Annotated in this window: 25 protein-coding genes; 8 read left to right on the top strand and 17 right to left on the bottom strand. The window is 33.1% G+C overall.

Going from position 1 to position 23,182, the window contains the following annotated elements; all coding sequences use genetic code 11:
- Positions 1–2: 2 nt before the first annotated feature.
- Positions 3–542 (bottom strand): AAA family ATPase, encoded by a 540-nt coding sequence (locus P163_RS13620; protein ID WP_034892333.1) that lies wholly within the window; start codon positions 540–542, stop codon positions 3–5.
- Positions 543–624: 82 nt separating this feature from the next.
- Between P163_RS13620 and P163_RS13625 the strand changes: the two genes are divergently transcribed.
- The 3 genes from P163_RS13625 (at position 625) to murA (ending at position 3,017) form a co-directional block, all read left to right on the top strand.
- The gene (locus P163_RS13625) at positions 625–918 is read left to right on the top strand and encodes a DUF493 family protein (protein WP_034892336.1); all 294 of its coding nucleotides are present in this window, start codon (positions 625–627) and stop codon (positions 916–918) included.
- Between the two features lie 129 nt (positions 919–1,047).
- A complete protein-coding gene (locus P163_RS13630; RefSeq protein ID WP_034892339.1) occupies positions 1,048–1,689 on the top strand; it encodes a DUF4290 domain-containing protein in 642 nt (213 codons plus the stop codon).
- A 14-nt stretch (positions 1,690–1,703) separates the two neighbouring features.
- Entirely contained in the window at positions 1,704–3,017 is a 1,314-nt protein-coding gene (gene murA / locus P163_RS13635; protein WP_034892342.1) for a UDP-N-acetylglucosamine 1-carboxyvinyltransferase, read from the top strand.
- Positions 3,018–3,097: 80 nt separating this feature from the next.
- Here the strand turns inward: murA and P163_RS13640 are convergent, their stop codons facing one another.
- A complete protein-coding gene (locus P163_RS13640; protein WP_034892345.1) occupies positions 3,098–4,555 on the bottom strand; it encodes a nicotinate-nucleotide adenylyltransferase in 1,458 nt (485 codons plus the stop codon).
- A 98-nt stretch (positions 4,556–4,653) separates the two neighbouring features.
- Between P163_RS13640 and P163_RS13645 the strand changes: the two genes are divergently transcribed.
- Positions 4,654–5,415, top strand: a complete 762-nt coding sequence (locus P163_RS13645) for an MBL fold metallo-hydrolase (RefSeq protein WP_034892348.1) — start codon at positions 4,654–4,656, stop codon at positions 5,413–5,415.
- Positions 5,415–5,912: a hypothetical protein gene (locus P163_RS13650; RefSeq protein WP_034892351.1), complete on the top strand. Its 498-nt coding sequence runs from the start codon at positions 5,415–5,417 to the stop codon at positions 5,910–5,912. The genes P163_RS13645 and P163_RS13650 overlap by 1 nt, the downstream gene beginning before the upstream one ends.
- Here P163_RS13650 and P163_RS13655 read toward each other — a convergent pair.
- From P163_RS13655 to P163_RS13690, 8 genes are all read right to left on the bottom strand, one after another.
- Positions 5,909–6,568, bottom strand: a complete 660-nt coding sequence (locus P163_RS13655; protein ID WP_034892354.1) for an alpha/beta hydrolase — start codon at positions 6,566–6,568, stop codon at positions 5,909–5,911. The genes P163_RS13650 and P163_RS13655 overlap by 4 nt on opposite strands.
- A 3-nt stretch (positions 6,569–6,571) precedes the next feature.
- Positions 6,572–6,901 (bottom strand): DUF4870 domain-containing protein, encoded by a 330-nt coding sequence (locus P163_RS13660; protein WP_034892357.1) that lies wholly within the window; start codon positions 6,899–6,901, stop codon positions 6,572–6,574.
- 50 nt (positions 6,902–6,951) lie between these two features.
- Positions 6,952–8,208 (bottom strand): dihydroorotase, encoded by a 1,257-nt coding sequence (locus P163_RS13665; protein WP_034892360.1) that lies wholly within the window; start codon positions 8,206–8,208, stop codon positions 6,952–6,954.
- Positions 8,205–10,115, bottom strand: coding sequence for a BatA domain-containing protein (locus P163_RS13670; protein WP_034892363.1), 1,911 nt, complete (start codon positions 10,113–10,115; stop codon positions 8,205–8,207). The genes P163_RS13665 and P163_RS13670 overlap by 4 nt, the downstream gene beginning before the upstream one ends.
- Positions 10,116–10,165: 50 nt before the next feature.
- A complete protein-coding gene (locus P163_RS13675) occupies positions 10,166–11,365 on the bottom strand; it encodes a sensor histidine kinase (RefSeq protein ID WP_034892366.1) in 1,200 nt (399 codons plus the stop codon).
- 77 nt (positions 11,366–11,442) lie between these two features.
- A complete protein-coding gene (locus tag P163_RS13680; protein WP_034892369.1) occupies positions 11,443–12,657 on the bottom strand; it encodes a GAF domain-containing sensor histidine kinase in 1,215 nt (404 codons plus the stop codon).
- A gap of 94 nt (positions 12,658–12,751) precedes the next feature.
- Positions 12,752–13,519: a TIGR02757 family protein gene (locus P163_RS13685; protein WP_034892372.1), complete on the bottom strand. Its 768-nt coding sequence runs from the start codon at positions 13,517–13,519 to the stop codon at positions 12,752–12,754.
- 23 nt (positions 13,520–13,542) lie between these two features.
- The gene (locus P163_RS13690) at positions 13,543–14,202 is read right to left on the bottom strand and encodes an ABC transporter ATP-binding protein (RefSeq protein ID WP_034892374.1); all 660 of its coding nucleotides are present in this window, start codon (positions 14,200–14,202) and stop codon (positions 13,543–13,545) included.
- A 444-nt stretch (positions 14,203–14,646) separates the two neighbouring features.
- Here P163_RS13690 and msrA point away from each other — a divergent pair, with 444 nt between their 5' ends.
- The 3 genes from msrA to P163_RS13705 are packed head-to-tail and all read left to right on the top strand — an operon-like array spanning position 14,647 to position 16,141.
- Positions 14,647–15,192, top strand: a complete 546-nt coding sequence (msrA, locus tag P163_RS13695; protein WP_034892395.1) for a peptide-methionine (S)-S-oxide reductase MsrA — start codon at positions 14,647–14,649, stop codon at positions 15,190–15,192.
- 4 nt (positions 15,193–15,196) lie between these two features.
- Positions 15,197–15,790: a GTP cyclohydrolase I FolE gene (gene folE, locus P163_RS13700; RefSeq protein WP_034892396.1), complete on the top strand. Its 594-nt coding sequence runs from the start codon at positions 15,197–15,199 to the stop codon at positions 15,788–15,790.
- A gap of 45 nt (positions 15,791–15,835) precedes the next feature.
- On the top strand, positions 15,836–16,141 hold the full coding sequence (locus P163_RS13705; RefSeq protein ID WP_034892397.1) for a hypothetical protein: 306 nt from the start codon (positions 15,836–15,838) through the stop codon (positions 16,139–16,141).
- 57 nt (positions 16,142–16,198) lie between these two features.
- Here the strand turns inward: P163_RS13705 and P163_RS13710 are convergent, their stop codons facing one another.
- From P163_RS13710 to P163_RS13740, 7 genes are all read right to left on the bottom strand, one after another.
- The gene (locus P163_RS13710; RefSeq protein ID WP_034892398.1) at positions 16,199–18,442 is read right to left on the bottom strand and encodes a TonB-dependent receptor; all 2,244 of its coding nucleotides are present in this window, start codon (positions 18,440–18,442) and stop codon (positions 16,199–16,201) included.
- Between the two features lie 52 nt (positions 18,443–18,494).
- Entirely contained in the window at positions 18,495–18,743 is a 249-nt protein-coding gene (locus tag P163_RS13715) for a hypothetical protein (RefSeq protein WP_231556204.1), read from the bottom strand.
- 87 nt (positions 18,744–18,830) lie between these two features.
- Positions 18,831–19,133 carry a DUF6787 family protein gene (locus tag P163_RS13720; protein ID WP_034892400.1) on the bottom strand — a complete coding sequence of 101 codons (303 nt, stop codon included), beginning with the start codon at positions 19,131–19,133 and terminating at the stop codon, positions 18,831–18,833.
- Between the two features lie 44 nt (positions 19,134–19,177).
- The gene (locus P163_RS13725; RefSeq protein ID WP_034892401.1) at positions 19,178–19,603 is read right to left on the bottom strand and encodes a DUF6146 family protein; all 426 of its coding nucleotides are present in this window, start codon (positions 19,601–19,603) and stop codon (positions 19,178–19,180) included.
- Positions 19,604–19,793: 190 nt separating this feature from the next.
- Positions 19,794–20,756 (bottom strand): D-2-hydroxyacid dehydrogenase, encoded by a 963-nt coding sequence (locus P163_RS13730; RefSeq protein WP_034892402.1) that lies wholly within the window; start codon positions 20,754–20,756, stop codon positions 19,794–19,796.
- A 60-nt stretch (positions 20,757–20,816) separates the two neighbouring features.
- Positions 20,817–21,881: a 3-phosphoserine/phosphohydroxythreonine transaminase gene (serC, locus tag P163_RS13735; RefSeq protein ID WP_034892405.1), complete on the bottom strand. Its 1,065-nt coding sequence runs from the start codon at positions 21,879–21,881 to the stop codon at positions 20,817–20,819.
- Between the two features lie 165 nt (positions 21,882–22,046).
- Positions 22,047–23,108, bottom strand: a complete 1,062-nt coding sequence (locus P163_RS13740; protein ID WP_034892406.1) for an acyl-CoA reductase — start codon at positions 23,106–23,108, stop codon at positions 22,047–22,049.
- Positions 23,109–23,182 lie beyond the last annotated feature (74 nt).

The following is a 23,182-nucleotide window of genomic DNA, read 5'->3' on the forward strand; positions in this document are numbered from 1 at the left end:
ATTTATTTTCCCAGGTTACTTAAAATAAAGTTACTACGTTCATCTACAGAGAGTTTTGGAACTTCAATAGGATCGTAGCCGTAGTTAATATAAGCTTTTTTTAGAAACTCATGTATTAGAACGGCTTGCTCAAAAGATTCATAGCGCTCATTGTCAGTTTTATAAATTTCTTGCCAAGGTGGCATCAGGAAGATCTTAGTGTAGGTATGATGCTCACAGGCTTTCGTAAATTCTTTAGGATATTCTGTTCCAAAGTAATCCATATAGGCTACTACATCTGGGATACCGCGATCTATAAAGATTATTTCTTCTGAAATCTCTTTAGCCTGCAGATGTTGATTTACCCTGGCTTCTAATAATTTCTCGCTAAATAATAGCGGTTGGTCTAAAAATAATTGCTCAATTCCTTGTCTTTGAGCTTCAAGCGTAATCTCTCTAGAAACTTCATGAAGGCATGAAAAGCCTTTATTTTCTAGATCTACTATTACTGATGATTTTCCGGTACCGGGACCGCCGGTAATTACAATTCTTTTATTTTGCACTTTGCAAATTTCGGTAATTGTAATTGATAAAAAAAATGAATCATTACTTGTATATTTGTAACCTAACAGATTAAATAAGATTATGGAACCCTCAAAGAATCCTGAAGATTTTTACGCAAAGTTAAAATTGCAATTGCAAGACACAGCGCTTTGGCCTACAGAATATCTATATAAGTTCATAGTGCCAACAAGTGCTTCTAAAGTAGAGCAGATACATGATATTTTTGATAACCTTGGAGCTGTAATTACCACTAAGAAATCCAAAACAGAAAAATATACCAGTGTCTCTGTAAATGTGAGAATGAAAGATGCAGATGCTGTGATAGAAAAATATAAACAAGTAGGTTCTCAGGTAGAAGGGGTAATATCTCTATAATATTATCGTTTTGGGAATGATAAGGTTTGATTTTTATTCATTTTAAACAATAGGGCAGTTGAATAATATTTAGTATTTTGCAGCCGATATAATTTCTACCAAGTTAATTATCACCTTTAAATTTCAATTTTGACATACGAATTAGAATATAACTCTGAAAGGAGCAAGTTGATCATTCCAGAATATGGAAGGCATCTCCAAAAAATGGTGGAACACGCCGTTGCAATTGAAGATGAAACCGAACGTAATAAAGTTGCCAAATCTATTATTGCGGTAATGGGTAATATGCAGCCGCACCTTAGAGACGTTCCAGATTTCCAACATAAATTATGGGATCAGCTTTTTATAATAAGTGATTTCAAATTGGATGTAAATTCTCCATACCCGAAGCCTTCAAAAGAGCTTTTAGAGGAGAGGCCGGAAACAATGACTTATCCTCAAAATTTCCCTAAATATCGTTTCTACGGAAATAATATTAAGAGAATGATAGATAAGGCGTTACAATGGGAAGATGGAGATCTTAAAGAGGCTTTGATCTATGCTATTGCTAACCATATGAAGAAATCTTACCTTAATTGGAATAGAGAAACGGTAGATGATGAAGTGATCTTTGATCATTTAAAGGAATTGAGCGGTGGCAAAATAAATCTTAAGAATAAAGAAGAAGATCTTAGTGAAGCAGCAAATCTATTGCGCGGTAATAAGAAATTCAAGAATACCCCTAAAAAGAGTACACGTAACAACAATCCACGCGGACGCAAGCGTCATTAAAATATTATTACCCTATGGGAACTTTTCAAATTGAAGGGGGCCACGCCTTAAGCGGAACTATTCAGCCTCAAGGTGCCAAAAATGAAGCCCTACAAATTTTATGTGCCGTTTTATTAACACCAGAAAAGGTCATCATCAATAACATTCCAGATATTGTAGATGTGAATAAATTGATTACCCTTTTAAAGAATCTTGGTGTTAAAGTTGAAAAACTTAAAAAAGGCAGCTATTCTTTCCAAAGCGATGCTATCAATTTTGATTATTTAGAAAGTGAAGCTTTTAAGAAAGATGGGAGTGGATTAAGAGGATCTATTATGATCGTTGGTCCGCTATTGGGGAGATTTGGAAAAGGATATATTCCTCGTCCCGGTGGAGATAAAATTGGAAGAAGAAGACTCGATACCCATTTTGAAGGATTTGTTAATCTGGGTGCAAAATTTAGATATAATAAAGAAGAACGTTTTTATGGAGTGGAAGCTCCAGACGGACTTCATGGTGCAGATATGTTGTTGGAGGAAGCTTCTGTAACAGGAACTGCTAATATCCTAATGGCTGCAGTTTGGGCTAAGGGAAAGACAACAATTTACAACGCTGCTTGTGAGCCTTACTTACAACAACTATGTAAGATGTTGAATTCTATGGGAGCCAAGATTGAAGGTGTAGGTTCTAATCTTTTGCATATTGAAGGAGTAGAAAGTTTTACAGGTTGTGAGCATACTATTTTACCAGATATGATAGAAATTGGTTCTTATATAGGTCTAGCTGCTATGACCAAAAGTGAGATCACTATAAAGAACGTAGGTTGGGAACATTTAGGAATTATCCCTAGAACATTTGAGAAATTAGGAATTACCTTAGAGAGAAGGGGAGATGATATTTTTATTCCTGCGCATACCAATGGTTATGAGATCCAGAGTTTTATTGATGGTTCTATAATGAATATTAGCGATGCTCCATGGCCGGGATTTACTCCAGATCTTTTGAGTATTATGTTGGTAACAGCAACTCAAGCAAGAGGAAGTGTGCTAATACATCAAAAAATGTTTGAGAGCAGATTATTCTTTGTAGATAAATTAATTGATATGGGAGCTAAGATCATTTTGTGTGATCCACATAGAGCCACTGTTATCGGTCATGATTTTCAATCTCAGTTAAGAGCAACAACTATGACCTCTCCAGACATACGTGCGGGAGTGTCATTATTGATCGCTGCCCTTTCTGCAAAAGGAACTTCTACTATTCATAACATAGAGCAAATAGATAGAGGATACGAAGATATTGATGTAAGATTACGTGCTATAGGAGCAAAGATCACTAGAATAGATTAGATAATAGCTCTTATAATAATAACATAAAAAAAGCGGTTTCAATTTGAAACCGCTTTTTTTATGCACTAAATAGAAATAATCTATTTTGCTTTTTCTTCTATTTTGGCCTCTTGATATCCAAATAGATGTTGATCCTTGATCATTGATGTTGTTCTTTCCGGTAACATATTTTCCCAGCCAGATTTTCCTTCAGAAATCATTTGCAATACTTCTCTAGAGAAGATCTGTAGAATATCCGGATTGAAGTTTTCTATATCTACAACTTTTCCGTTGTATTTAAAGAATTTATAGAGTTCCTTCATTCTAGGATGTACCTTAAGGTTTTCACTTGTTATAAGCTCCCCAGTATCTGGATCTTTTAGCGGATATAGATAAACTTTAAGATCTTTAAAGAATAGCTTTCCAAAAGCTTCTAAGATTCCACCACTTAAGTGACGGTAATATTTTTCATCAAATATATCTACCAGATTATTAACTCCCATGGCAAGACCCATTCTCTCTTTAGAGTATCTAGAGAAATATTCTACTACTTTATAATACTCCTGAAAGTTGGAGATCATTACTGTTTGGCCGAGTGAGCATAATAATTCTGCTCTATCCATAAAGTCTCGTTCATCTATTTCTCCTTCAGCACGTAAATTTGAAAGCGTAATTTCAAAGATAACTTCAGTATTTTCTTCTTCTACCTTACGCTCTTTAATGAATAACTCTAAAGAACGTTTATACATATCCATGTTCACCTTTGTTACAGGTCTGTAACTTCCTCTTAATGCAAGGATATTCTTTTTGTAAAGAATCTTAGCAGGCAAAACGTTATTTCCATCCGGGGCAAACATAACCGCTTCTGTCATACCATTTTTAACAAGTTGCAAACTCATAAGTCTGTTATCTACTTGCTCAAATCGAGGTCCGGAGAAATTGATAGTGTCAATTTCTATTTGATCTTTATCTATATGATCATATAGATATCTCAATAATTTCTTAGGATTATCATACTTATAATAAGCACCGTATATGAGGTTTACTCCAAGAATTCCTAAGGTGTTTTGTTGTAAACGAGCATCATTTTCGTGAAAACGAATATGAAGACTTATTTCATTATATGCTTCATTAGGATCTACCTGATATCTAATTCCAACCCAACCATGACCTTTATATTGCTTGGCAAAATCTATGGTTGCTACGGTATTTGCGTAACTAAAAAATAATTTATTGGGATGTTTCTCTCGGCTAATGCGTTCTTCGATCAAATTGATCTCATGAGAAAGCATCTTTTTAAGTCTATTTTCTGTTACATAGCGCTTATCATCCTCTACACCATAAATAGCATCACTAAAGTCTTTATCATAAGCGCTCATAGCCTTTGCTATGGTACCGGAAGCACCACCAGACCTAAAGAAATTCCTTACAGTTTCCTGACCTGCACCAATTTCTGCAAAGGTCCCGTAAATATTCTCATTTAGATTAATGCGTAATGCTTTACTTTTAATTGAAGGAACATTTTCAAATTCTCTGTCCCCCATAATGGTAATGGGCATATATATATCTTTTAATAACAACGTTATGTTGGACAAAGGTACTAAAACAGGATACTATAGAAAAAAATTATATTTACTTTTGTAGAAAAATAAAACTTTTGGAAATCATATTTTTAGGAACAGGTACTTCACAGGGCATCCCTGTAATAGGAAGCACTCATCCTGTATGTTTAAGCACAAATTCTAAGGATAAGCGCTTGCGGGTTTCTGTGATGGTTAAATGGGAAGACTATAATATTTTAATAGATTGCGGGCCAGATTTCAGAACTCAAATGTTAAACCATAATATAGATCATTTAGATGCCATTCTCTATACTCATGAGCATAATGATCACACGGCAGGTCTGGATGATATTAGACCTTATTTTTTTAGACAGGGAGATATTCCTATATATGCGCATAAGCGAGTGCTTATATCATTAAAAAAGAGATTTGAATATATCTTTCAAACAGAAAATAAATATCCAGGTGCACCTAGTGTAGCGGTGAATGAGATAACCAATTCAAACTTTACTTTTAAAGATCTTACTATAACTCCTATAGATACTATGCATAACCGTTTGCAGGTATTTGGTTTCAAAATAGAAGAATTTGCATATCTCACAGATGTCAAAACCATCGAAAAGGAAGAAATAGAAAAATTAAAGGGAGTAAAAGTATTGGTAATAAATGCTTTAAGGAAAGAATCTCATCATTCACATTTTAATTTGAAAGATGCTCTAGAATTTATAAATAAAGTGAATCCAGAAAGGGCGTATCTCACTCATATAAGTCATTTAATGGGATTTCATGATGAAGTACAGGCAGAGTTGCCAGAGAATGTTTTTTTAGCTTATGATAATCTTAAAATTAAAATGTAATGCGCAGTAAAATTTTTATGTATATGTTCATTTTTATGTTGATGCTTACGATCTTCATCTACGTAAATGATAAAAAAATATTGGAAGCTAAACAAAACACCATAGAACTTTTAGATGCAAAAGTGAAAGGCTTGCAGACAGAAAATGACTCTTTATTAAGCAAAAATTTAGATCTCAATTATTTCTCTCTAGATCAAAATGAAGAGGCTATTACGTATTTTGAAGATAGAGGTATTGATGCAAAAGAATTATCTCAAAAAGTTGAAGATGCTATCATAAGTCGAAATCGTGCAGAAGATGATAATGAGTTGATTCCATTTGCAGGAATGGAAGGGGTAATGCGAATAAATAAAGTAAAGATCTTAAACCATAAATGGATCATTGCAGATTTCACTGATGGAACTTATTGGGGAGAATTGTTGCTCTCATACGATTTGGATGAGAACAACAATCTTATTCTTAATACTGAAAAATCTTTCTTATACCCTCAGGATTAGAGACGCGTTCTCAGCCATTCTTTTAGTTCCATAAAATTTTGTGGAGCAACACCATGGCCTACGGGAAATTCTGAATATTTATGTTCAATATTTAATTCTGAAAGTAGTTCTGGAGCCTTCCTAGCCCAATCTATAGGAATTACCTGGTCTTGACTTCCATGAGAAGCATAAACAGATAACTTTGAAAAATCATTTTGTTTAAAATTATCTGCTATAATATCAAAATTCACATATCCACTTAGGGCAATTAAATTCTTAATTTTCTCTGGATGGCTTAAGGCCACAGCATAGCTAAGAATTGTTCCCTGACTAAACCCTAACAAGGAGATATTTTTCGCATCTATTGGATAATATTCTAAAGCTTCATCTATAAAATTTGCAATCTTATCTCTAGATTCAATGGCTTGTTCATTGTTGCTAAATTTATTCTGATCTGCATCAAAGTTAATTGCATACCAAGCATTCCCGTATGGCTGTAATGGGTAAGGTGCTTTTACAGAAATAATGAATAGTTCTTCGGGAAGTTCACCTGCAAAGGAAAATAGATCATTCTCATTACTTCCATATCCATGAAACATGAATAAGACTGGAGCTTTTTCTAGCTGCCCGATTGGAGCTTTAATTATGTGTTGTAAGGAAAGTTGTTTTGTAGTCATAAATTAATGTATTGTACTAAACCATTTTTGAAAATGTTCGCCTAAGAGCGGAATTGGTCTATGCTCTCCTTGGATAGCGGTTATTAAACCATAAATTCCTAAAACTAGTATAAAGATCCAAAAAGAATAAGTGATCATCCAGTTATCAAATATGCTTACCAGCGCTCCTAATAGATAGAAAGCTAGATGTATTCCTAAAGCTTGTCTTATATGAAAACTGGCAAATGGATTTTTCGAATCGTTATTTATAAAATAGGCTATAATGGTACCTACAATTGTAAAATAAGCTACAATTGCAGCGGTTTTTCCATCATTTGCAACAGGACTGTTCATAGATGATAATTTTTGATTGATTATTGCACAAAGTTACGTAATCTAAAAGATTAATCTACCAGTACTATCCTATCTCTATGCACAATACCGTAAGACTTACCCTTTAAGTTTCTTTGTAGAAATAAACTATTCTTAGAAGTAGAAAAAATATCAGATTCCTGAAACTGAAATGACACTAGCGGATTGAACAAACTTAAATTGGCTGAAGCGCCTTCTTTAATTTGAGGTTCAGAAATATGGAATCTACCTCTTCCTTTAGTGAGTAGATCTATAGTTTCTTCTAATGGTAATATAGAATTTAGTGCGCCAAAAGAAGATTCCAAACCTAGAGTTCCATTCAAGGCATTCTCAAATTCTACTTTTTTATGCTCAATGTCTATTGGTGCATGGTCTGAAGTAACCATGTCTATAGTTCCTTCTTTAAGCCCCTTTAGCAAGGCTTTAATATCTTTTTTAGTTCTAAGTGGAGGAAGCACTTTGGCAGCCGTTGGAAATTCTGCTAAAACATCATCTGTAAAAATAAGATTATGGATAGCAACACTACAACTTACATTAAGCCCTCTTTTTTTGGCCTCTTTTATAAGCTTTACAGATTTTTCAGCAGAGATCGTAGGAATATGTAATTTACCACCTGTATATTCTAGTATGGTAAGATCTCTAGATATTTGCAATTCTTCAGCAAATGCAGGTATACCTCTTAATCCTAACTTGGTACTATTATTTTCTTCATTAACCAGTCCATGTCCAGCAATGTCATTATCTTGAGGATAAGATTGTACTAAACCATCAAAATTCTGAGCGTAAAGTAAGGCAAGCTTAAGTAAGTTGGGATGCATTACTGCACTCTTATAATCACTGAAAGATACAGCTCCGGCCTGATACATATCATACATTTCTGCTAGATCCACCCCTTGAGATCTTTTTGTTAATGCACCAATTGGATAGATTCTTACCGCCAGATCTTTGGCTTTTGATAGCACAGAAGTTATGGAACTATTATTATCTAGAACAGGGTCTGTATTCCCACTTAAACAAATTTCTGTATAACCACTAAGGGCTGCGGTTCTTATTCCGTTTTCTATTGTTTCTCTTTCTTCAAAGCCCGGTTCTCCAAAACTTACGCTGCTATCAAACCATCCTTTAGATACATGAAGATCTTTTAAGTTGATCTCTTTATCAATATTTTCAGCTTTTATAGAATTTCCAATTTTTTCAATAATACCATTAATGATTAAAATATCTACTTTCTTTTTATGAAATTCTGAGGTACCATCTATAATGATAGCAGATCTAATTAGTAGCTTCATTTAAAATATTTTAAGAGTAGTGTTTCTATTATTAAAAAGAACAATGCAAAAGTAACAAACCATTTCCAAAAAGAATCTACTTCTTTTGTAAAGCCGGAGATTTTAGTGAATTCTGGAACTGATTTTATTTCCTGTATTTTACTATCATTTTCTAAACGTATCGTATTCAAAATACTTTCTTCTCTATCTACATTATAACTAAGATCATAAACTACAGTATTTCCATAAATAACCTCATAATTTCCAGCTTGTTCGGGAAGTTCTTTGGTGTTGATCTTAATTTGGTCTTCAAACTGTTGCTGCCTAGGAATAAAGCTTTGGCTTTCAGCTTTTAGAGTAAGTATATTATCACCACTTTTTTTAATTGGGATATCTATAACATTATTTTTTCCAAGAGAATAGTAAAGTTGAGTTGGTTGTAATGCAGAAAGGCCAATATTGTAAAAGCTTAGGACTATGAGTGGAGATTGCTGGAAATTAGAATTATCAATATTTAAAGGAGCTGTAAACGTATAGTTATTATCTGATGCAATCAGGAATGGCTTTAGATCTTCATAACCTAAGATTGGAGAGCCAAAATTGGTATTAACTATAAAAGATTTTTTTACTGTAGGATAGTCAAAATTCGAGATCTGTTTATCAAAAGCATTTTTAAAAACAGGATGTTGGAAAGTTATTTTGGTAATTAATTTTTCCTTTTCATAAATTGAAGTGAATTCTGGTAATTTCAAGTTTTGATAAAGCGTCTTTAAATTACTGTCTATTAATTTTAAAGAAGGAATAGTAATAAAGACAACATCATCCTTTGCTTTTTTTATCAAATTATTCTTGAGAGAATTCGAAATTTCTGAAAGTTCATTCAGTATCACAACCTGAGCATCCTCTAACTCATTGTAATCTACGTTTTTTGATGCAGCTGAAATAAAATTGAACTGGGGTTGAGTATAGATATTCTTTAAAAATGAATCTTCAACTTCAGTAATGCTAATAACTTTAATTGGTGCAGGTTTATTAATATTAAAATAGAGCGTGTTATCAAACGCCAGATTATTATCTTCAATTTTAATGATTCCCTTAGTAATAGAGCTATTTTGAAATTCAAATTGAAGAAGTGTATCGCTCTTATTTTCAAAATTCACACTGCTTTTGCCAAGAAGTTTATCCGCATTATAGAGTGATAATGAGGTAGTAGATTCATTAGTTCCGTAAGAAGTGAGCTTTACAATTAAAGTTTGTGTAGTTGGATTGGAATTGGATAGATATGCGGTATCTATCGCAATATTGCTAATAGTCTCTTTTTCTAATTCTAATTTAAAGAGGTTTATATCATAATTTTTTAAAGATATGTTTTCGTCTGAAAATTGGAGATCTGAGATAAGCAGAAGATTGCTTTGGCTAGTAGCTTTTGGTGTAATTGATTTTGCATTCAATAAAATAGATTCTAAATCTAATTGATTCGAGGAAAATGAGATATTCTGAATCTCATTTTTGGTAACGTCTTCAAAGATTTCATTATTGGTAATAAGTGCGACCTGTTTATTCTCTGGTAAAAATCTAATAAGTTGACTTTTACAAGATTCCAGTAATTGTCCGGATTTGCCATTGGCTTGCATGCTATAGCTATTATCTAAATAGATAATTGTATTAGCATTAGGAACGGTGTTATCAGAACGAAAATAAGGCTGCGCAAATGCAATTATTATTGAAGAAAATAGGAGAAGCCGAGTAGCAAGAATCAGCCATTTTTTAATACTAGAGCTCCTACGAGTTTTTGCACTTACTTCTTTTAAAAATTTCACATTAGTGAAATCTACTTTCTGAAATTTTCTAAGTCTGAATAAGTGAATTAAAATAGGAATGATCAGCAGGAAGAGCGCATAAAGAATTTCAGGATGACGAAACTGCATAGAAATCTACTATTTCATCAAATATACAAAAGCTAAAAGAATTTTGATCGCTATAAGCGCTTTACACTAAAGTCAAAAGTGCTTCCTTTTCCTATTTCTGAAGAGACCTTTATCTTACCACCCATATTGGTTACCAACTTCTGAACGGTGGCAAGGCCAATACCACTTCCAGGATTTCCATCTCTATCATTAGTATCCAACGTAGTGAAAAGTTGAAAAATCTTATTAATATCTCCTTCCTGTATTCCATTCCCATTATCTATCACTTTAAAACGATAATAATATGGAGAGTCTTCAAATTGAATTTTTACATTTCTTTCTTTCTTGTTATTATATTTAAGAGAATTGCTTACTAAATTCAATAATACTTGGGTAAGTGCAGATTTGTTGACTTTATGTAAAGTTATATTCTTAGGATATTCCATAGAAACATCTGTAGATATATTAAAGAGTTGTACAATGGTTTTAACGATCTCTTCAAGGTTTACATTTTCATAATCTTTATCGAGCATTTGCTCACTCTTATAGAAAACTAAGATCCCATCTACATAATTTCTAAGTGAATAGGAAGATTCTACAAGGTAGTTTAGGTATTCAACATTTTCGGCATCAAGTTTTCCTTTATTCTCTTCTCTCAACAATTCGGTGAGGGAAATAATGTTGGCTAATGGAGATTTAATATCATGAGAAACTAAGCTGGCAAACTTTTCTAGTTCCTGATATTTCTCTTTTAAACTGTTTTGGATCTCCTGAAATTTTTGATTTTGAAAACTAAATTCTATAAGCTTGTTGCATTGATTTGCAAGTGCGTGAAAAGCCTTTAGATCGCTTCCGTCTAAAGATCGTTCCTCAGAATCTAAGATGCTAAGAACGCCAATCTTCATTCCTAAATTATTCTTTAGCGATACCCCGGCATAAAATTTAATATCCCTGTCATAACTAATCCCAACCTGTTTAAATAATACTGGGTCTTCAGAATAATTAAGTACCGTTACTTGATTGCTGGATTCTAAGGTGCGGTGAGAAAAAGAATTTCGAAGTTCTTCCTTATCAAAGTTGATTCCTGTAGAATATTTACAATGCATATAATCTTCTCCTATCAAACTCATGCATGCCATTGGCACATTACACAATTTTGAAGCTAGAAATATAATTTGATAGAAATCATTGTCTTGAGAAGACAGTAATTGCTTTAATTCTTTGGAATTATGGGTAGGGTTTTTCGTTTCAATAGAATAGTCATCTTTCATACAGCGTTGCTCTACACATTTGCAATATCAATAATAACACTTATTTTTTATCTATTATGTTGTAAATCAGTTATTTTTTAAGAAAACAGATTGCGTTTAATCGAGAAATTGAACGTTGTGCCGATATTTACTTCAGAAATCAAAGATATTTCTCCTCCCATAGATTCTACAAGTTTTTTTACGGTAGAAAGTCCTATTCCATTACCTCGATTCCCGCTACGGTCTGATTCTGCTAAAACTGTAAATAAATTAAAGATTTCCTCTTGCTTATCTTTTGGAATTCCAATCCCATTATCTTTAATAGTAAAGTTGTAGTAATCTTCCTGCCTTATGCACATTACATCTATTACTATTTCGTCTCGATTATTGTATTTTAAACTATTTCCAATAAGATTTAGAAAGATCTGTTCCAAAACAACACGATTGGTCTTGATCATAATATTCTCTTCAGGGAGATTTATAACACAATCATAATTAATATTCAGAAGATCTATTATTTCTTCTAAAAGATCATGAATATCAAACTCAACTTCTTTAGATTCTGTGAGAGTATCGCTCTCATAATGTTCTAAAATGGAACTGATATAATTACTGAGCTTAAAAGAAGATTGTTTTAAGTAGCCAAGATATTCCATTCCCTGAGCATCTATCTTACCAGCATATTTGGCCTTTAACAGATCTGTTGTAATGATCATATTCGCCAGTGGCATCTTCATATCGTGAGAAACCGTTCCTGCAAATTCTCTCAGCTGATTATTTTTTAACTTTAGCTGATCCTTTACCTTTTCTAAATGGAGATTCCTTCTATGAAGTTCAAAAAGTTTCTCTACTTGTATGGCCAATGCTTTTAGCGCAGATTTTTGAGAATCATTTAGTTTATTTGGTTTAACATCTAAAACACATAGAGTTCCCAAAACTACCCCATTATCAGCCTTTAAGGGCATTCCCGCGTAATACAAAAGTGGGGGATCTGCTAAAGTATATGGGTTATCAGAAAATCTTTCGTCGTTACGAGTGTCTTCGATCTCTAGAAGTGTATTCGGATTTAAAATGGCATGAGCACAATGCGATAAACTTGGATCTCCTTCACAAATATCTGTTCCTACTTTAGATTTAAACCACTGCGTGTTTTCTCCTATTAGCGATATCAAAGCTATAGGAACCTTACAGATATAAGATGCCAAAGCTGTGATATTATCATAACTATCTTCCGCTTCAGAATGCATTATATTAAGGTCGGCAAGAGTCTTTAATCGCTGCGTTTGATTTTCTGGTTTCTTAGGATATATCATAACAATATTAAGTAAGGAACTCTCAATAGATACGCCTGTATTTTACGAAAGTCTTCTCAAAGTTAAACATTTTTAAATAGGAGTAGGGGGATTGTTAGTATTTCTCAAAAACTCCTAGACCAAATAAAGCAAAATCATACTTAACCGGATCCAAAGCATCCAATTTTCTTAAGCTAAGATCTAGCTCTAGTAAGGCTTTGGCATCGTTCTGTTTTCTCTTTAAAAGCCCTAGCTTTCTAGCAGTATTTCCGGAATGAACATCTAAGGGACAGGACAATTGATTTGGTTGAACCTTTTCCCAAATTCCAAAATCTACTCCCTTAGAATCTTTTCTTACCATCCACCTTAAAAACATATTTATTCTTTTTGCAGCAGAATTCTTCAATGGATCGCTCACATGTTTTTGAGTACGAGGCATGTGTTGCAGTTCAAAAAAAATGTTTTTAAATTCGTGGATTGCTTTTTGAAGGGAATTCTTTTCTGCATGATTAGAAAAAACGGTTTCTAGGCCTCCATGATTTTTATAAATATTTTGAAGTGATAAAATGAAATATTGAAGGTCAAGGCTATTAAAAGTTCTATGTACAAAATTGTCTAGATTATTGAGATCTTCTTTAGTATGATTGAGAACAAAATTATAAGGATCAAAATCCATTCTTTCTAATAGCGAATTGGCATTGGTTAAGATGCTCTTTCTATTGCCCCATGATATAGTTGCTGTAAGATATCCAGCGATCTCTATATCTTCTTTTTTACTGAATTTATGCGGAATTTGTATGGGATCTGTTACTATAAATTCCGGAGAATTATATTGCTCTACTTTATAATCTAAAAATGATTTTAATTCTGATCTCTTTAGCATTCAAAAATAATTCTAATATATAATTAAATGATCTCCCCGTCTACCATCGTTAATTTTCTATCTGCCATATTTGCCAATTCTTCATTATGTGTAACAATAACAAAGGTTTGGTGAAATTCTTCTCTTAGTTGAAAGAATAATTTGTGTAAATTTTCTGCAGACTCACTATCTAAATTTCCAGATGGTTCATCTGCAAATATCACTGCAGGATTGTTGATTAATGAACGGGCTACTGCAATTCTTTGTTGTTCTCCACCGCTAAGTGCTCCGGGTTTGTGATGAGCCCTCTCTTTTAATCCTAGAAAATCTAACAATTCATAAGCCCTTTTTTCCGCTTCAGCCTTGCTGGTATTCTTTATGAAGGCGGGTATACAAATATTTTCTAAGGCTGTAAACTCTGGTAATAACTGATGAAATTGAAAAATAAAACCTACCTGTTCATTTCTGAACTTGGAAAGTCTATTTGCACTTTGAGCATATATATCTATATCATTAATTTTTAAAGAGCTATCAGGCTTTTTATCTGGATTGTCTAAAGTTCCTAAAATTTGAAGTAAGGTGGTCTTTCCTGCTCCAGAAGCACCTACTATAGATACAATTTCACTTTTTGCAATATGAAGATTAACCCCTTTTAAAACATGTAGGTCTCCATAGTATTTATGAATGTTATTAGCGTAGATCATTTGCTTTACTTAAAAAAGTGAAATTACTTATAATCTTTTAAAGAGTACGTACTCCATTTTAAAAATACAGCTAAAATATTCTGGTGCACAATTCAGAAAGTAAAGGTGATAGTGTATAGATTGCATGATACTCGCCCTAAAGCTGATATTGTTTTTATCTTGATATCAATAAGCTATATAGCAAATAATTATTTTGTTGGTTTCAATACTAATTTAAAGATCTTTTGGAGTAATTTGTGATATAAGGTTAAGCCTAACAAATGAACGAATTTTAGGAGCATAAGAATAGTTTATATAATAGATCTAATCATTATTTTTTTGCATGTAATAAGCCTTATCATATTTAACACTATTATAAGGAACCTAATCTTCGAAAAAACAATAATATTGCGCATTATTGTTTAAAAATTACTTAGTTTTATTAAACAAAATTTAGAGATCATTATGAATGATATAAATACAGAAGTAGCTATTCTGGCAGGTGGTTGTTTTTGGTGTACAGAGGCAGTTTTTGAAAGGGTAGATGGAGTAAGAAATGTAATTCCAGGATTTAGTGGAGGCGCTATTAAAAACCCTGCATATAGAGAGATTATTACCGGAAGAACAGGACATGCAGAAGCTATTAAAATAGAATTTGATCCCAAGGTTACAAATTTTGAAGAATTACTGTATATTTTCTTCAGTACTCACGATCCTACTACTTTAAATAGACAGCAATATGATGTGGGTACCCAGTATAGAAGTGCTATCTTTTATACTTCAGAAGAGCAGCATAAAGTGGCTAATAGCGTTATAGAAAGGATCTCTTCAGAAGATATCTTTAAAGATAAAATTGTCACCGAAGTTTCAGAAGCAGGACCCTTCTACGAGGCAGAAGAGGAGCATAAAGAATACTACAGCAATCATAGACAGCAACAGTATTGCCAAGTTATTATAGATCCAAAGATCAAAAAGCTTACAGAGCTTTTTTCAGAAAAATTGAAAAAATAAGGTTATGTATAAATATTTTGAAGAATACGATCTGGAAGTAAGCGAAGCGCTAAAGGATAATTTTAAGAATATTATCGAAAAGATAGGTGAAGATCCTAAAAGAGAGGGTATAGTTAAAACTCCGGAAAGAGCGGCTAAGGCGATGCAATTCTTAATGCAAGGTTATGATGCTAATCCAGAAGAGATCTTAAGAAGTGCTATGTTTAAAGAGACCTATAACGAGATGGTTCTGGTAAAGGATATTGAGTTATATTCTCTATGTGAACACCACATGCTACCCTTTTTTGGGAAGGCTCACATTGCGTATATACCAAACGGACATATTGTAGGACTTAGCAAACTTCCTCGAATTGTAGATATTTTTTCGAGAAGAATGCAAGTTCAAGAGCGCTTAACTCATGACATTTTGGAGTGCATTAATTCAACATTAAAACCGCAAGGGGTAGCCGTAGTTATTGAAGCGCAACATATGTGTATGATGATGAGGGGAGTACAAAAACAAAATAGTGTTACCACAACGTCAGGGTTTAGAGGTCAATTTGAAAAAATAGAAACTAGAAACGAGTTTATGAATTTAATTAGTTCTCACTTAAGATAATGGCATCTTATTTGTTTTAGAGTTCTTATAAAACAGAACTAAATTATGAAAAATTCAAAAAATAATTTATTGATCAAAGGAGTTCTTTTTGATTTAGCAGGAATGGCAACATATGCTATTCCTTTTGTAGGGCCATTTTTAGATCTTGCATGGGCACCGGTTGCAGCTAAACAAATGCGAAATATGTATCCTGGAAAAAAAGGGAAATTAGCATCTATATTGGTATTTCTTGAAGAGATATTACCGGGAACAGATCTTATTCCTTCTTTCACATTAATGTGGTTGTATACTTTTGTGTGGAAAAGTAATCCTTCTAGTAAAGAAATTATCTTAGAAGCAGAAGTTGTATAAATTAATTAGTTGATTAAATAAAAAGGAGGTTGTCTTTTAGGCAACCTCCTTTTGCATTTATATGGATGTTCTTAAGCTAAGTGTAATATTTCTACCTCTATCTTGTATCCCATCTGGTTTTAATCTAGACAGATGAGAGATATAAGATTTATTGAATAAATTATTTGCACTAACATTAAAATCTACTCCTAATTTAGAAACCGCGAACGCTCCACCAAAACCTGCGCTAAATAAGGTATATCCTGGAGTTCTTGTTTCAAATGTTGAGAAATGATCTTGATCTAGTACGCTTTTCGAACTGATAAAAGCATAGCTATTAGCTATCCCCTTCACATTACTAAATTCTGTTCTTAATGTATTGGTAATTGATGCAGCTGGAATTAAAGGAAGGTCCTCTCCATCTTTCTGTTCGCCTCTAACTATCTCAAAATTGCTTTCTAAATGTAGCCAGTCTATAGGGTGTGGATGTAAATGCAATCCGGCTTCCCCTCCATACAATCTCACATCATTCTGTACATAATCAAAAACAGGATTTCCGTCTATTAATTCTCCGCTCGGGTTAATGAATATATAGTTGGAAATAATGTTGTAAAACGGATTCGCAAAGATCTCAAAATGTTCATTTTGATATTCAAAAGCTACATCAATTTGAAAGTTTTGCTCATTGTCCAGATCAGGATTTCCAATTTCATATCTATTTGTTCCTTCATGTGTACCGTTAGAAGTCAGTTCAGCTAAGTTAGGTGCTCTAAATCCTGATGCAAGATTTATTCTAGTAGACAGTTTTGTAAATAGATCAAATTTCGCTCCTATTGCTCCATTATAACTGGTAAAACTTCTATCTAATGGCGCAAAGTATTTTTCTTCACCTACAATTCCCATTTCCTGAGAATCTATATTTCGAGTATCAAACCTAAATCCACCCTGGAAATCTATTTTCTCTAGATGATAATGTGTGGTAGCTAGAATTCCAAAATCGGTTACTGTAGCATCTGGAATAAGAACTTCTTCTCCTAAGTTTTCATTAGTTTGATGCATTCCTTGAATTCCGAAAATAGTCTGAAATTTCCCCCATTTAGCTGTGTTATATTTCACATCATAGTTTAAGGTGTTTAAGTGCAATTCTAAGGCAGGATCTAAATTTGTAATTTCTGCTGGTACTGCATCTTCTCCCTCTTCTTCTTCAAACTCCTTTCTGTTATTGAATAGATAACCAAGTTTAACGTCTATACTGGAATTTTTAAGGTAAAACTTATTGTCTAAACTTAATACATGATTGTCTACCTCTTGGTTGGGTTGCATTTGATCTTTAGAAGTACTTTGAGCTCCAATCTCTTCAGGAATTCCTAGTTTTGAGTTATTATAATTGTATCTCAGATCTCCTTTATAAGACTGGGTTTGAAATCCTACACCTGTCTTTAGGTCTAGTTCCTTAAATCTTGTATTGGTTACTCTAATGTCAGATCCCGTTTCATAATCGCTATGAGTAGCGTAATTTCCTCGAGCTAAAAATTTTAAATTTTTGCCGGAAGTTTTTACACCCAAATTATATTCAGATCCAAGGGTATTGGTTTGATATGCATATTTAGCATCTGCATGGGTGCTCTGTTGTGGAGCATATTTCTCGGGGTTTAGGTATAATACTCCACCAAGGGCGTCACTTCCATAAAGAAGAGAGGCAGGCCCTTTAATAACTTCTACACTTTCCACACCACTGGCACTTACTCCTAATCCATGTTCATCTCCAAATTGTTGATTTTCTAATCTAACTCCTTGGGTGTATACCAACACTCTATTTGAACTAAGCCCTCTAATAACTGGTTTTCCGATACCTGCACCGGTGGTTACGCTTTCTACTCCAGGAATTTGCGTTATCCCTTCAGCTAAATTAAGTGCACCTCTTTTTTTAAGGTCACTTACGTTCTCTCTTTCCACTTTCATTACATTATCACTTTGTAATTGATGAAATGGAGTGGAAACAATAACCGTTTCCATTTCTATGGCAGAGGCCTGTAATAGAATTTCAAGATTTTGAGAATTTGGAATAGTAAGGTTTAGGGTCTTAGAACTATACCCAATGGAGGTAATTATCAGGTTAAAATTTCCATCAGGGATATTTTTAAATTCAAATTCTCCGTCTAGATTGGAGCTGGTTCCTTTTTCTAGTTGAGGAAAATATAATGTAACACCCGCTATTGGTAAATTTGTTTCTGCATCTTTCACTTTTCCGATTACAGGATTTTGGGAATAGGCATTTGTTGCTATTGCAAGCGCAATTAGCATATATAATATTTTATGCATTTTAGTATTATTAAGGAATTAAAGTATGATGGCTTAATAGCCATATAAGAATTTATACGATAGAATTCCCTTGAGGAGGACCTCTTAAGGCAAAGGAGAGTTTTTGATATTCGCTTAAGAAAATATAGTTGTTGAAGAATTTCTTTTCTACAAAGAAATCATTCGTTAACTCATAGGTAAAAGGAGTAAAACTACTAAAAGGAGCAAAGTGAAATTTACAAAGCTCACAGCTTAGTTGATTTTTGTGAATGTGGGCATCATTATGATCACTACAAACGGGATGATCATCATGAGCATACATGTGGGATAGTTTAGCACCCGGCGGAAATAAAATTGCCAGGGTAAGAAAAATTAAACTATATTTTTGAAATAAACTCACACTGTAAAACTAGTTCAAAAATCTAGAGAACCCAAGTCGCGTGAGCATTTTTTTCTCAAAATTCCAGAAGAATTCAAATTGACCAAATAGCCATCCAAATCCTACCAATAATAATTGATATATTGGAAAAACCAGTAATATTCTTATAGGCCAAAATACATACCACGGAGAAGTTTCTTGATATACTCCAAAAAAATTACAAATTGGAGCTGCAAGCCTTACCGAGGTAGATCCTGTTACGGCAAATACCACAAGAATCATGATTAATTGAAAATTAGAACTTATGCCCCAGCGTTGCTTTAATTTATTCATGCCACAAAGATATCATATAGAAATTCAATAGCGAAATTCCGTACTTAAATTCGGGTAGGGACAGAGAACTTTTGATTGTATTCTCTAGAAATGAAGACAAAATAGTTATATATTAAATAATTAACCTCGTATCCATAATCAATATTAGGATCATAATTAATCTCTTGAATATATAAATTAGAATTAAATCTTTGTGGCTGCATGACTCTTGCATTATAATCTCTCACAAGAAATTGATTCTTATTTTCTAAATAAGTTTGAGAATAATACGCTCTTGGTCTAGCAATACTATTTAGGAAAAGGTTAAAGCCAGGCTCTATAACTATTACTTCATATTCTAAACTATCATTTGCAATCCTTACAGTATCATTCACTGCAGCATTAGCATCTGTTCCTTTAAAATTTCTATTTCCCGTACCACAGCTATAAATAATAAGTGCTAATAGGAATATATAAAAAAGATTTTTCATAGATATAATTTTATTTTTTTCGAAGTCTTATGGTTTTAAACGTTAGAGATCAAAAATAATTATTAAACATATTAAGATACGACTTTTAATTTTCAGTTCTAAAAAGAAAATCTACAAATCAGAATCGCCTTAAATAAAAAATGCTCAAGAAGTTCGTGCTTCCAGAGCATTCTTATAATTCCGTTTTATTTTAAGCTGAAAGTTCTTTCTGAATTGCTATAATTTGGTCTGCAAGTTCCAAACCAATTCTTTCCTGAGCTTCTTTGGTGGAAGCTCCAATATGCGGACTAAGCGATATTCTTTCTTCCATTAACACTCGAATTGCCGGGGTAGGTTCTTCTTCAAAAACATCCAAACCGGCAAACCTTATTTTTCCACTTTCTAAAGCATCAATTAATGCTACTTCATCTACAACACCACCTCGCGAAGTATTTATTATAGCCGCACCCTGCTTCATCATTTCCAATTCATTTTTACCAATAAGTGGCTTATTTTGAGCGGGAACGTGCAAAGTTATAAAGTCTGAATCCTTTAAAATATCCTTTATTGGTTCTGTTTTTATTGGAATAGTAACGGACTGATCATTATAGAAATTTAAGGTGATCTTAGTTTCTCCAACAGTATCATCACTGGCAATAACTTTCATACCAATTCCCAAAGCTATCTTTGCCACTTCATGACCTATTTTACCCATTCCGATAATTCCCAGAGTTTTGCCTCTTAACTCGATACCACCAGCATAATTTTTCTTGAGATCCTTAAACATAGAATCTCCACTTAAAGGCATATTTCTATTAGAGTCATGTAAATAACGTACACCACTAAATAGATGTGCAAAAACCAATTCTGCTACAGAGCAAGAACTAGCAGTAGGAGTATTGATTACTTTGAGGCCTTTTTCTTTGGCATACTTAACATCTATATTGTCCATTCCAACACCAGCTCTTCCAATTATTTTTAAGCCAGGGCAAGCATCTATAACATCTTTTTTTACCTGAGTAGCACTTCTAACTAAGAGAATGTTGATCTTTTCATCATTAATAAATTGTATCAATTGCTCTTGAGCAACTTTAGTGACAGATACCTCAAAGCCTGCATTCTTCAATTTGTTGATACCAGATTCTGAGAGTCCGTTGGTAGCTAATACTTTCATTAAAAAATAATTTTCATTATTATTTACTCCGATTTTTAAATTAAAAGGAGTTCCTTAAAATTATGCGTTGCGTTCAAGATCACTCATCACATCTACTAACACCTCAACGCTTTCTAGCGGTAATGCATTATACATGGATGCTCTGTACCCACCTACACTTCTGTGTCCATTAATTCCATTTATGCCAGCTTCCTTGCACATACTATCAAACTTTTCTTTTAATGATTCATCATTTAGATTGAAAGTAGCATTCATAATAGATCTATCTTCAACAGCGGTATATCCTTTGAATAAAGGATTAATATCAATTTCAGAATACAGCAGTTGTGCTTTCTTTTCGTTTCTCTCCTCAATAGCTTTTATCCCACCTTGAGCCTTAAGCCATTTCATTGTTAATAATGATACATATACTGCATAAACAGGTGGAGTATTGAACATACTTTCTTTTTCTATATGTACTTTGTAATCCATCATAGAAGGGATCTTTCTGGTAACTTTTCCTAATAGACTTTCCTTAACGATAACCAAAGTTGTTCCTGCAGGTCCCATATTTTTCTGAGCTCCCGCATATATTAGATCAAATTTTGAAAAATCCATGTCTCGTGAAAAGATATCACTACTCATATCACACACCATTGGCTTTGGTGTATTAGGAAATTCTTTCATTTGAGTACCAAAAATGGTATTGTTACTGGTGCAATGAAAATAGTCTACATCTGTAGGGATCATGTATCCTTTTGGGATATAACTAAAATTCTTGTCTTCAGAAGATTTTACAACATTTACCTCTCCAAATAATTTTGCTTCTTTTATAGCTTTACTAGACCAAGTTCCTGTATTTAAATATGCTCCCTTTTGTTCTAATAGGTTATAAGCAACCATTAAAAACTGCATACTGGCGCCACCTTGCAAGAATATAGCCTTATAACCTTTATTTTGTAGTCCTAGAAGTTCTAATGATATACTTCTAGCTTCTTCCATTACAGCAACAAAATCTTTGCTTCTGTGAGAGATCTCTAGTATTGATAAACCTGAATTATTATAATTAAGAATTGCTTGCGAAGCCTCCTGAAATACCTCTTGAGGTAAAATGCAAGGACCAGCGCTAAAATTATGTATTTTCATATAGAATGTATTTGAAACAAAGATGATAAAAAGTAACCGAATCTTGTGTTATATTAATTGTATAAAGTCTTGCCACAAGGTACAAAACGGCAGAATTAAATAAAAATAGGGTAGAGGTGTTACCTCAAAATAAATTAAAATAAAAATGATTATTACAACCTGATCTTAATTAAGATTAGAAAGAAAAGATAAAATATCTACATTATCTGCGTAATCCCATAATTTTGGGTGTTGAGTTTCTCCAAATTTAACTTCCTCTTCTAGCAAGTTATTTGCTACTATACATTGTAAATTTTCTTTATTGTCTTCTAGATTCTTTTTTAAAGCATCTAGATCTGTATAGCTTTCCCAAAAGGTAGTAGCAATAGGGGAGCCAAAGCTCTCATCTTCTTTAAGAACTAAAAATCCATTATCTAACATCTTAAACTCACTCATTAGATACACAGCCTTGTTGTAGTCATAATTATTAGCATATTTGGCATGGTTCATAAGTGAATCATAAGGTTGTAAAGCTTTGTAGAAGCTATCAAAATCATAATTTTTAGGGACATATAGTTTAGAAACATTTCTACATCCTAAACCAAAATATCTAAAAATATCTTCTCCTAGCGCTTGTAACTGGTCTGTGGTTTCATTTCCTGTAAGTACCGCAACAGAATTTCTATTCTTTCTTATTATAGAAGGTTTATTAGCAAAATAATATTCAAAATATCTTGCGGTGTTATTGCTACCTGTTGCAATTACGGCATCAAAACTTTCTAATCTTCCGGTAGTGAAAGTAATTCTATCATTATATTCTGAATTTATTGCTTTAAGATAATCTGCTAATATTGGCAATAAGATCTTATCATTAGAAGATTGTTTAGCTACCACATTATGCCCAGAAATAAGTACAGATATAAAATCATGAAAACCTACTAGCGGAATATTTCCAGCCATGATAATAGCTACTGTTTTTGGAGTTATAGCATCAAGACTATAAGGAGTTATCCATTTCTCCAAATTATCTAAAGTTAAGGCTTGAGCCCATTCTTCAAGAGAGAATAAAACATTGTCTTTAGTAAACCAACCATTATGATGCACGGCCATTTCAATTTGCTCATTCATTCTATCAAAGAACTCATCATTATGAGGCAAATCATCTTGCTTTACTAAGCCCTCGCGTCGAAATTGATTTAAAAACAGACCTAGCTGATGTAAGTGAAATTTTCGCTGCTCGATTGTCATGGGCTTATTTGGTTATGAATTGTTTTGGCTTTAAATTTGTAACGGCGAAATTAAAAGTTATCAGTTAAAAATCG

It is taken from the genome of Gillisia sp. Hel_I_29 (assembly GCF_000744275.1).
Lineage (GTDB): Bacteria > Bacteroidota > Bacteroidia > Flavobacteriales > Flavobacteriaceae > Gillisia.

Coding starts and splice junctions, on each gene's coding strand:
- P163_RS13625 (WP_034892336.1), top strand. CDS start 625: ATGGAACCCTCAAAGAATCCTGAAGATTTTTACGCAAAGTTAAAATTG.
- murA (WP_034892342.1), top strand. CDS start 1,704: ATGGGAACTTTTCAAATTGAAGGGGGCCACGCCTTAAGCGGAACTATT.
- P163_RS13640 (WP_034892345.1), bottom strand. CDS start 4,555: ATGCCCATTACCATTATGGGGGACAGAGAATTTGAAAATGTTCCTTCA.
- P163_RS13650 (WP_034892351.1), top strand. CDS start 5,415: ATGCGCAGTAAAATTTTTATGTATATGTTCATTTTTATGTTGATGCTT.
- P163_RS13655 (WP_034892354.1), bottom strand. CDS start 6,568: ATGACTACAAAACAACTTTCCTTACAACACATAATTAAAGCTCCAATC.
- P163_RS13660 (WP_034892357.1), bottom strand. CDS start 6,901: ATGAACAGTCCTGTTGCAAATGATGGAAAAACCGCTGCAATTGTAGCT.
- P163_RS13665 (WP_034892360.1), bottom strand. CDS start 8,208: ATGAAGCTACTAATTAGATCTGCTATCATTATAGATGGTACCTCAGAA.
- P163_RS13670 (WP_034892363.1), bottom strand. CDS start 10,115: ATGCAGTTTCGTCATCCTGAAATTCTTTATGCGCTCTTCCTGCTGATC.
- P163_RS13675 (WP_034892366.1), bottom strand. CDS start 11,365: ATGAAAGATGACTATTCTATTGAAACGAAAAACCCTACCCATAATTCC.
- P163_RS13680 (WP_034892369.1), bottom strand. CDS start 12,657: ATGATATATCCTAAGAAACCAGAAAATCAAACGCAGCGATTAAAGACT.
- P163_RS13685 (WP_034892372.1), bottom strand. CDS start 13,519: ATGCTAAAGAGATCAGAATTAAAATCATTTTTAGATTATAAAGTAGAG.
- P163_RS13690 (WP_034892374.1), bottom strand. CDS start 14,202: ATGATCTACGCTAATAACATTCATAAATACTATGGAGACCTACATGTT.
- msrA (WP_034892395.1), top strand. CDS start 14,647: ATGAATGATATAAATACAGAAGTAGCTATTCTGGCAGGTGGTTGTTTT.
- folE (WP_034892396.1), top strand. CDS start 15,197: ATGTATAAATATTTTGAAGAATACGATCTGGAAGTAAGCGAAGCGCTA.
- P163_RS13705 (WP_034892397.1), top strand. CDS start 15,836: ATGAAAAATTCAAAAAATAATTTATTGATCAAAGGAGTTCTTTTTGAT.
- P163_RS13710 (WP_034892398.1), bottom strand. CDS start 18,442: ATGCATAAAATATTATATATGCTAATTGCGCTTGCAATAGCAACAAAT.
- P163_RS13715 (WP_231556204.1), bottom strand. CDS start 18,743: ATGTATGCTCATGATGATCATCCCGTTTGTAGTGATCATAATGATGCC.
- P163_RS13720 (WP_034892400.1), bottom strand. CDS start 19,133: ATGAATAAATTAAAGCAACGCTGGGGCATAAGTTCTAATTTTCAATTA.
- P163_RS13725 (WP_034892401.1), bottom strand. CDS start 19,603: ATGAAAAATCTTTTTTATATATTCCTATTAGCACTTATTATTTATAGC.
- P163_RS13730 (WP_034892402.1), bottom strand. CDS start 20,756: ATGAAAGTATTAGCTACCAACGGACTCTCAGAATCTGGTATCAACAAA.
- serC (WP_034892405.1), bottom strand. CDS start 21,881: ATGAAAATACATAATTTTAGCGCTGGTCCTTGCATTTTACCTCAAGAG.
- P163_RS13740 (WP_034892406.1), bottom strand. CDS start 23,108: ATGACAATCGAGCAGCGAAAATTTCACTTACATCAGCTAGGTCTGTTT.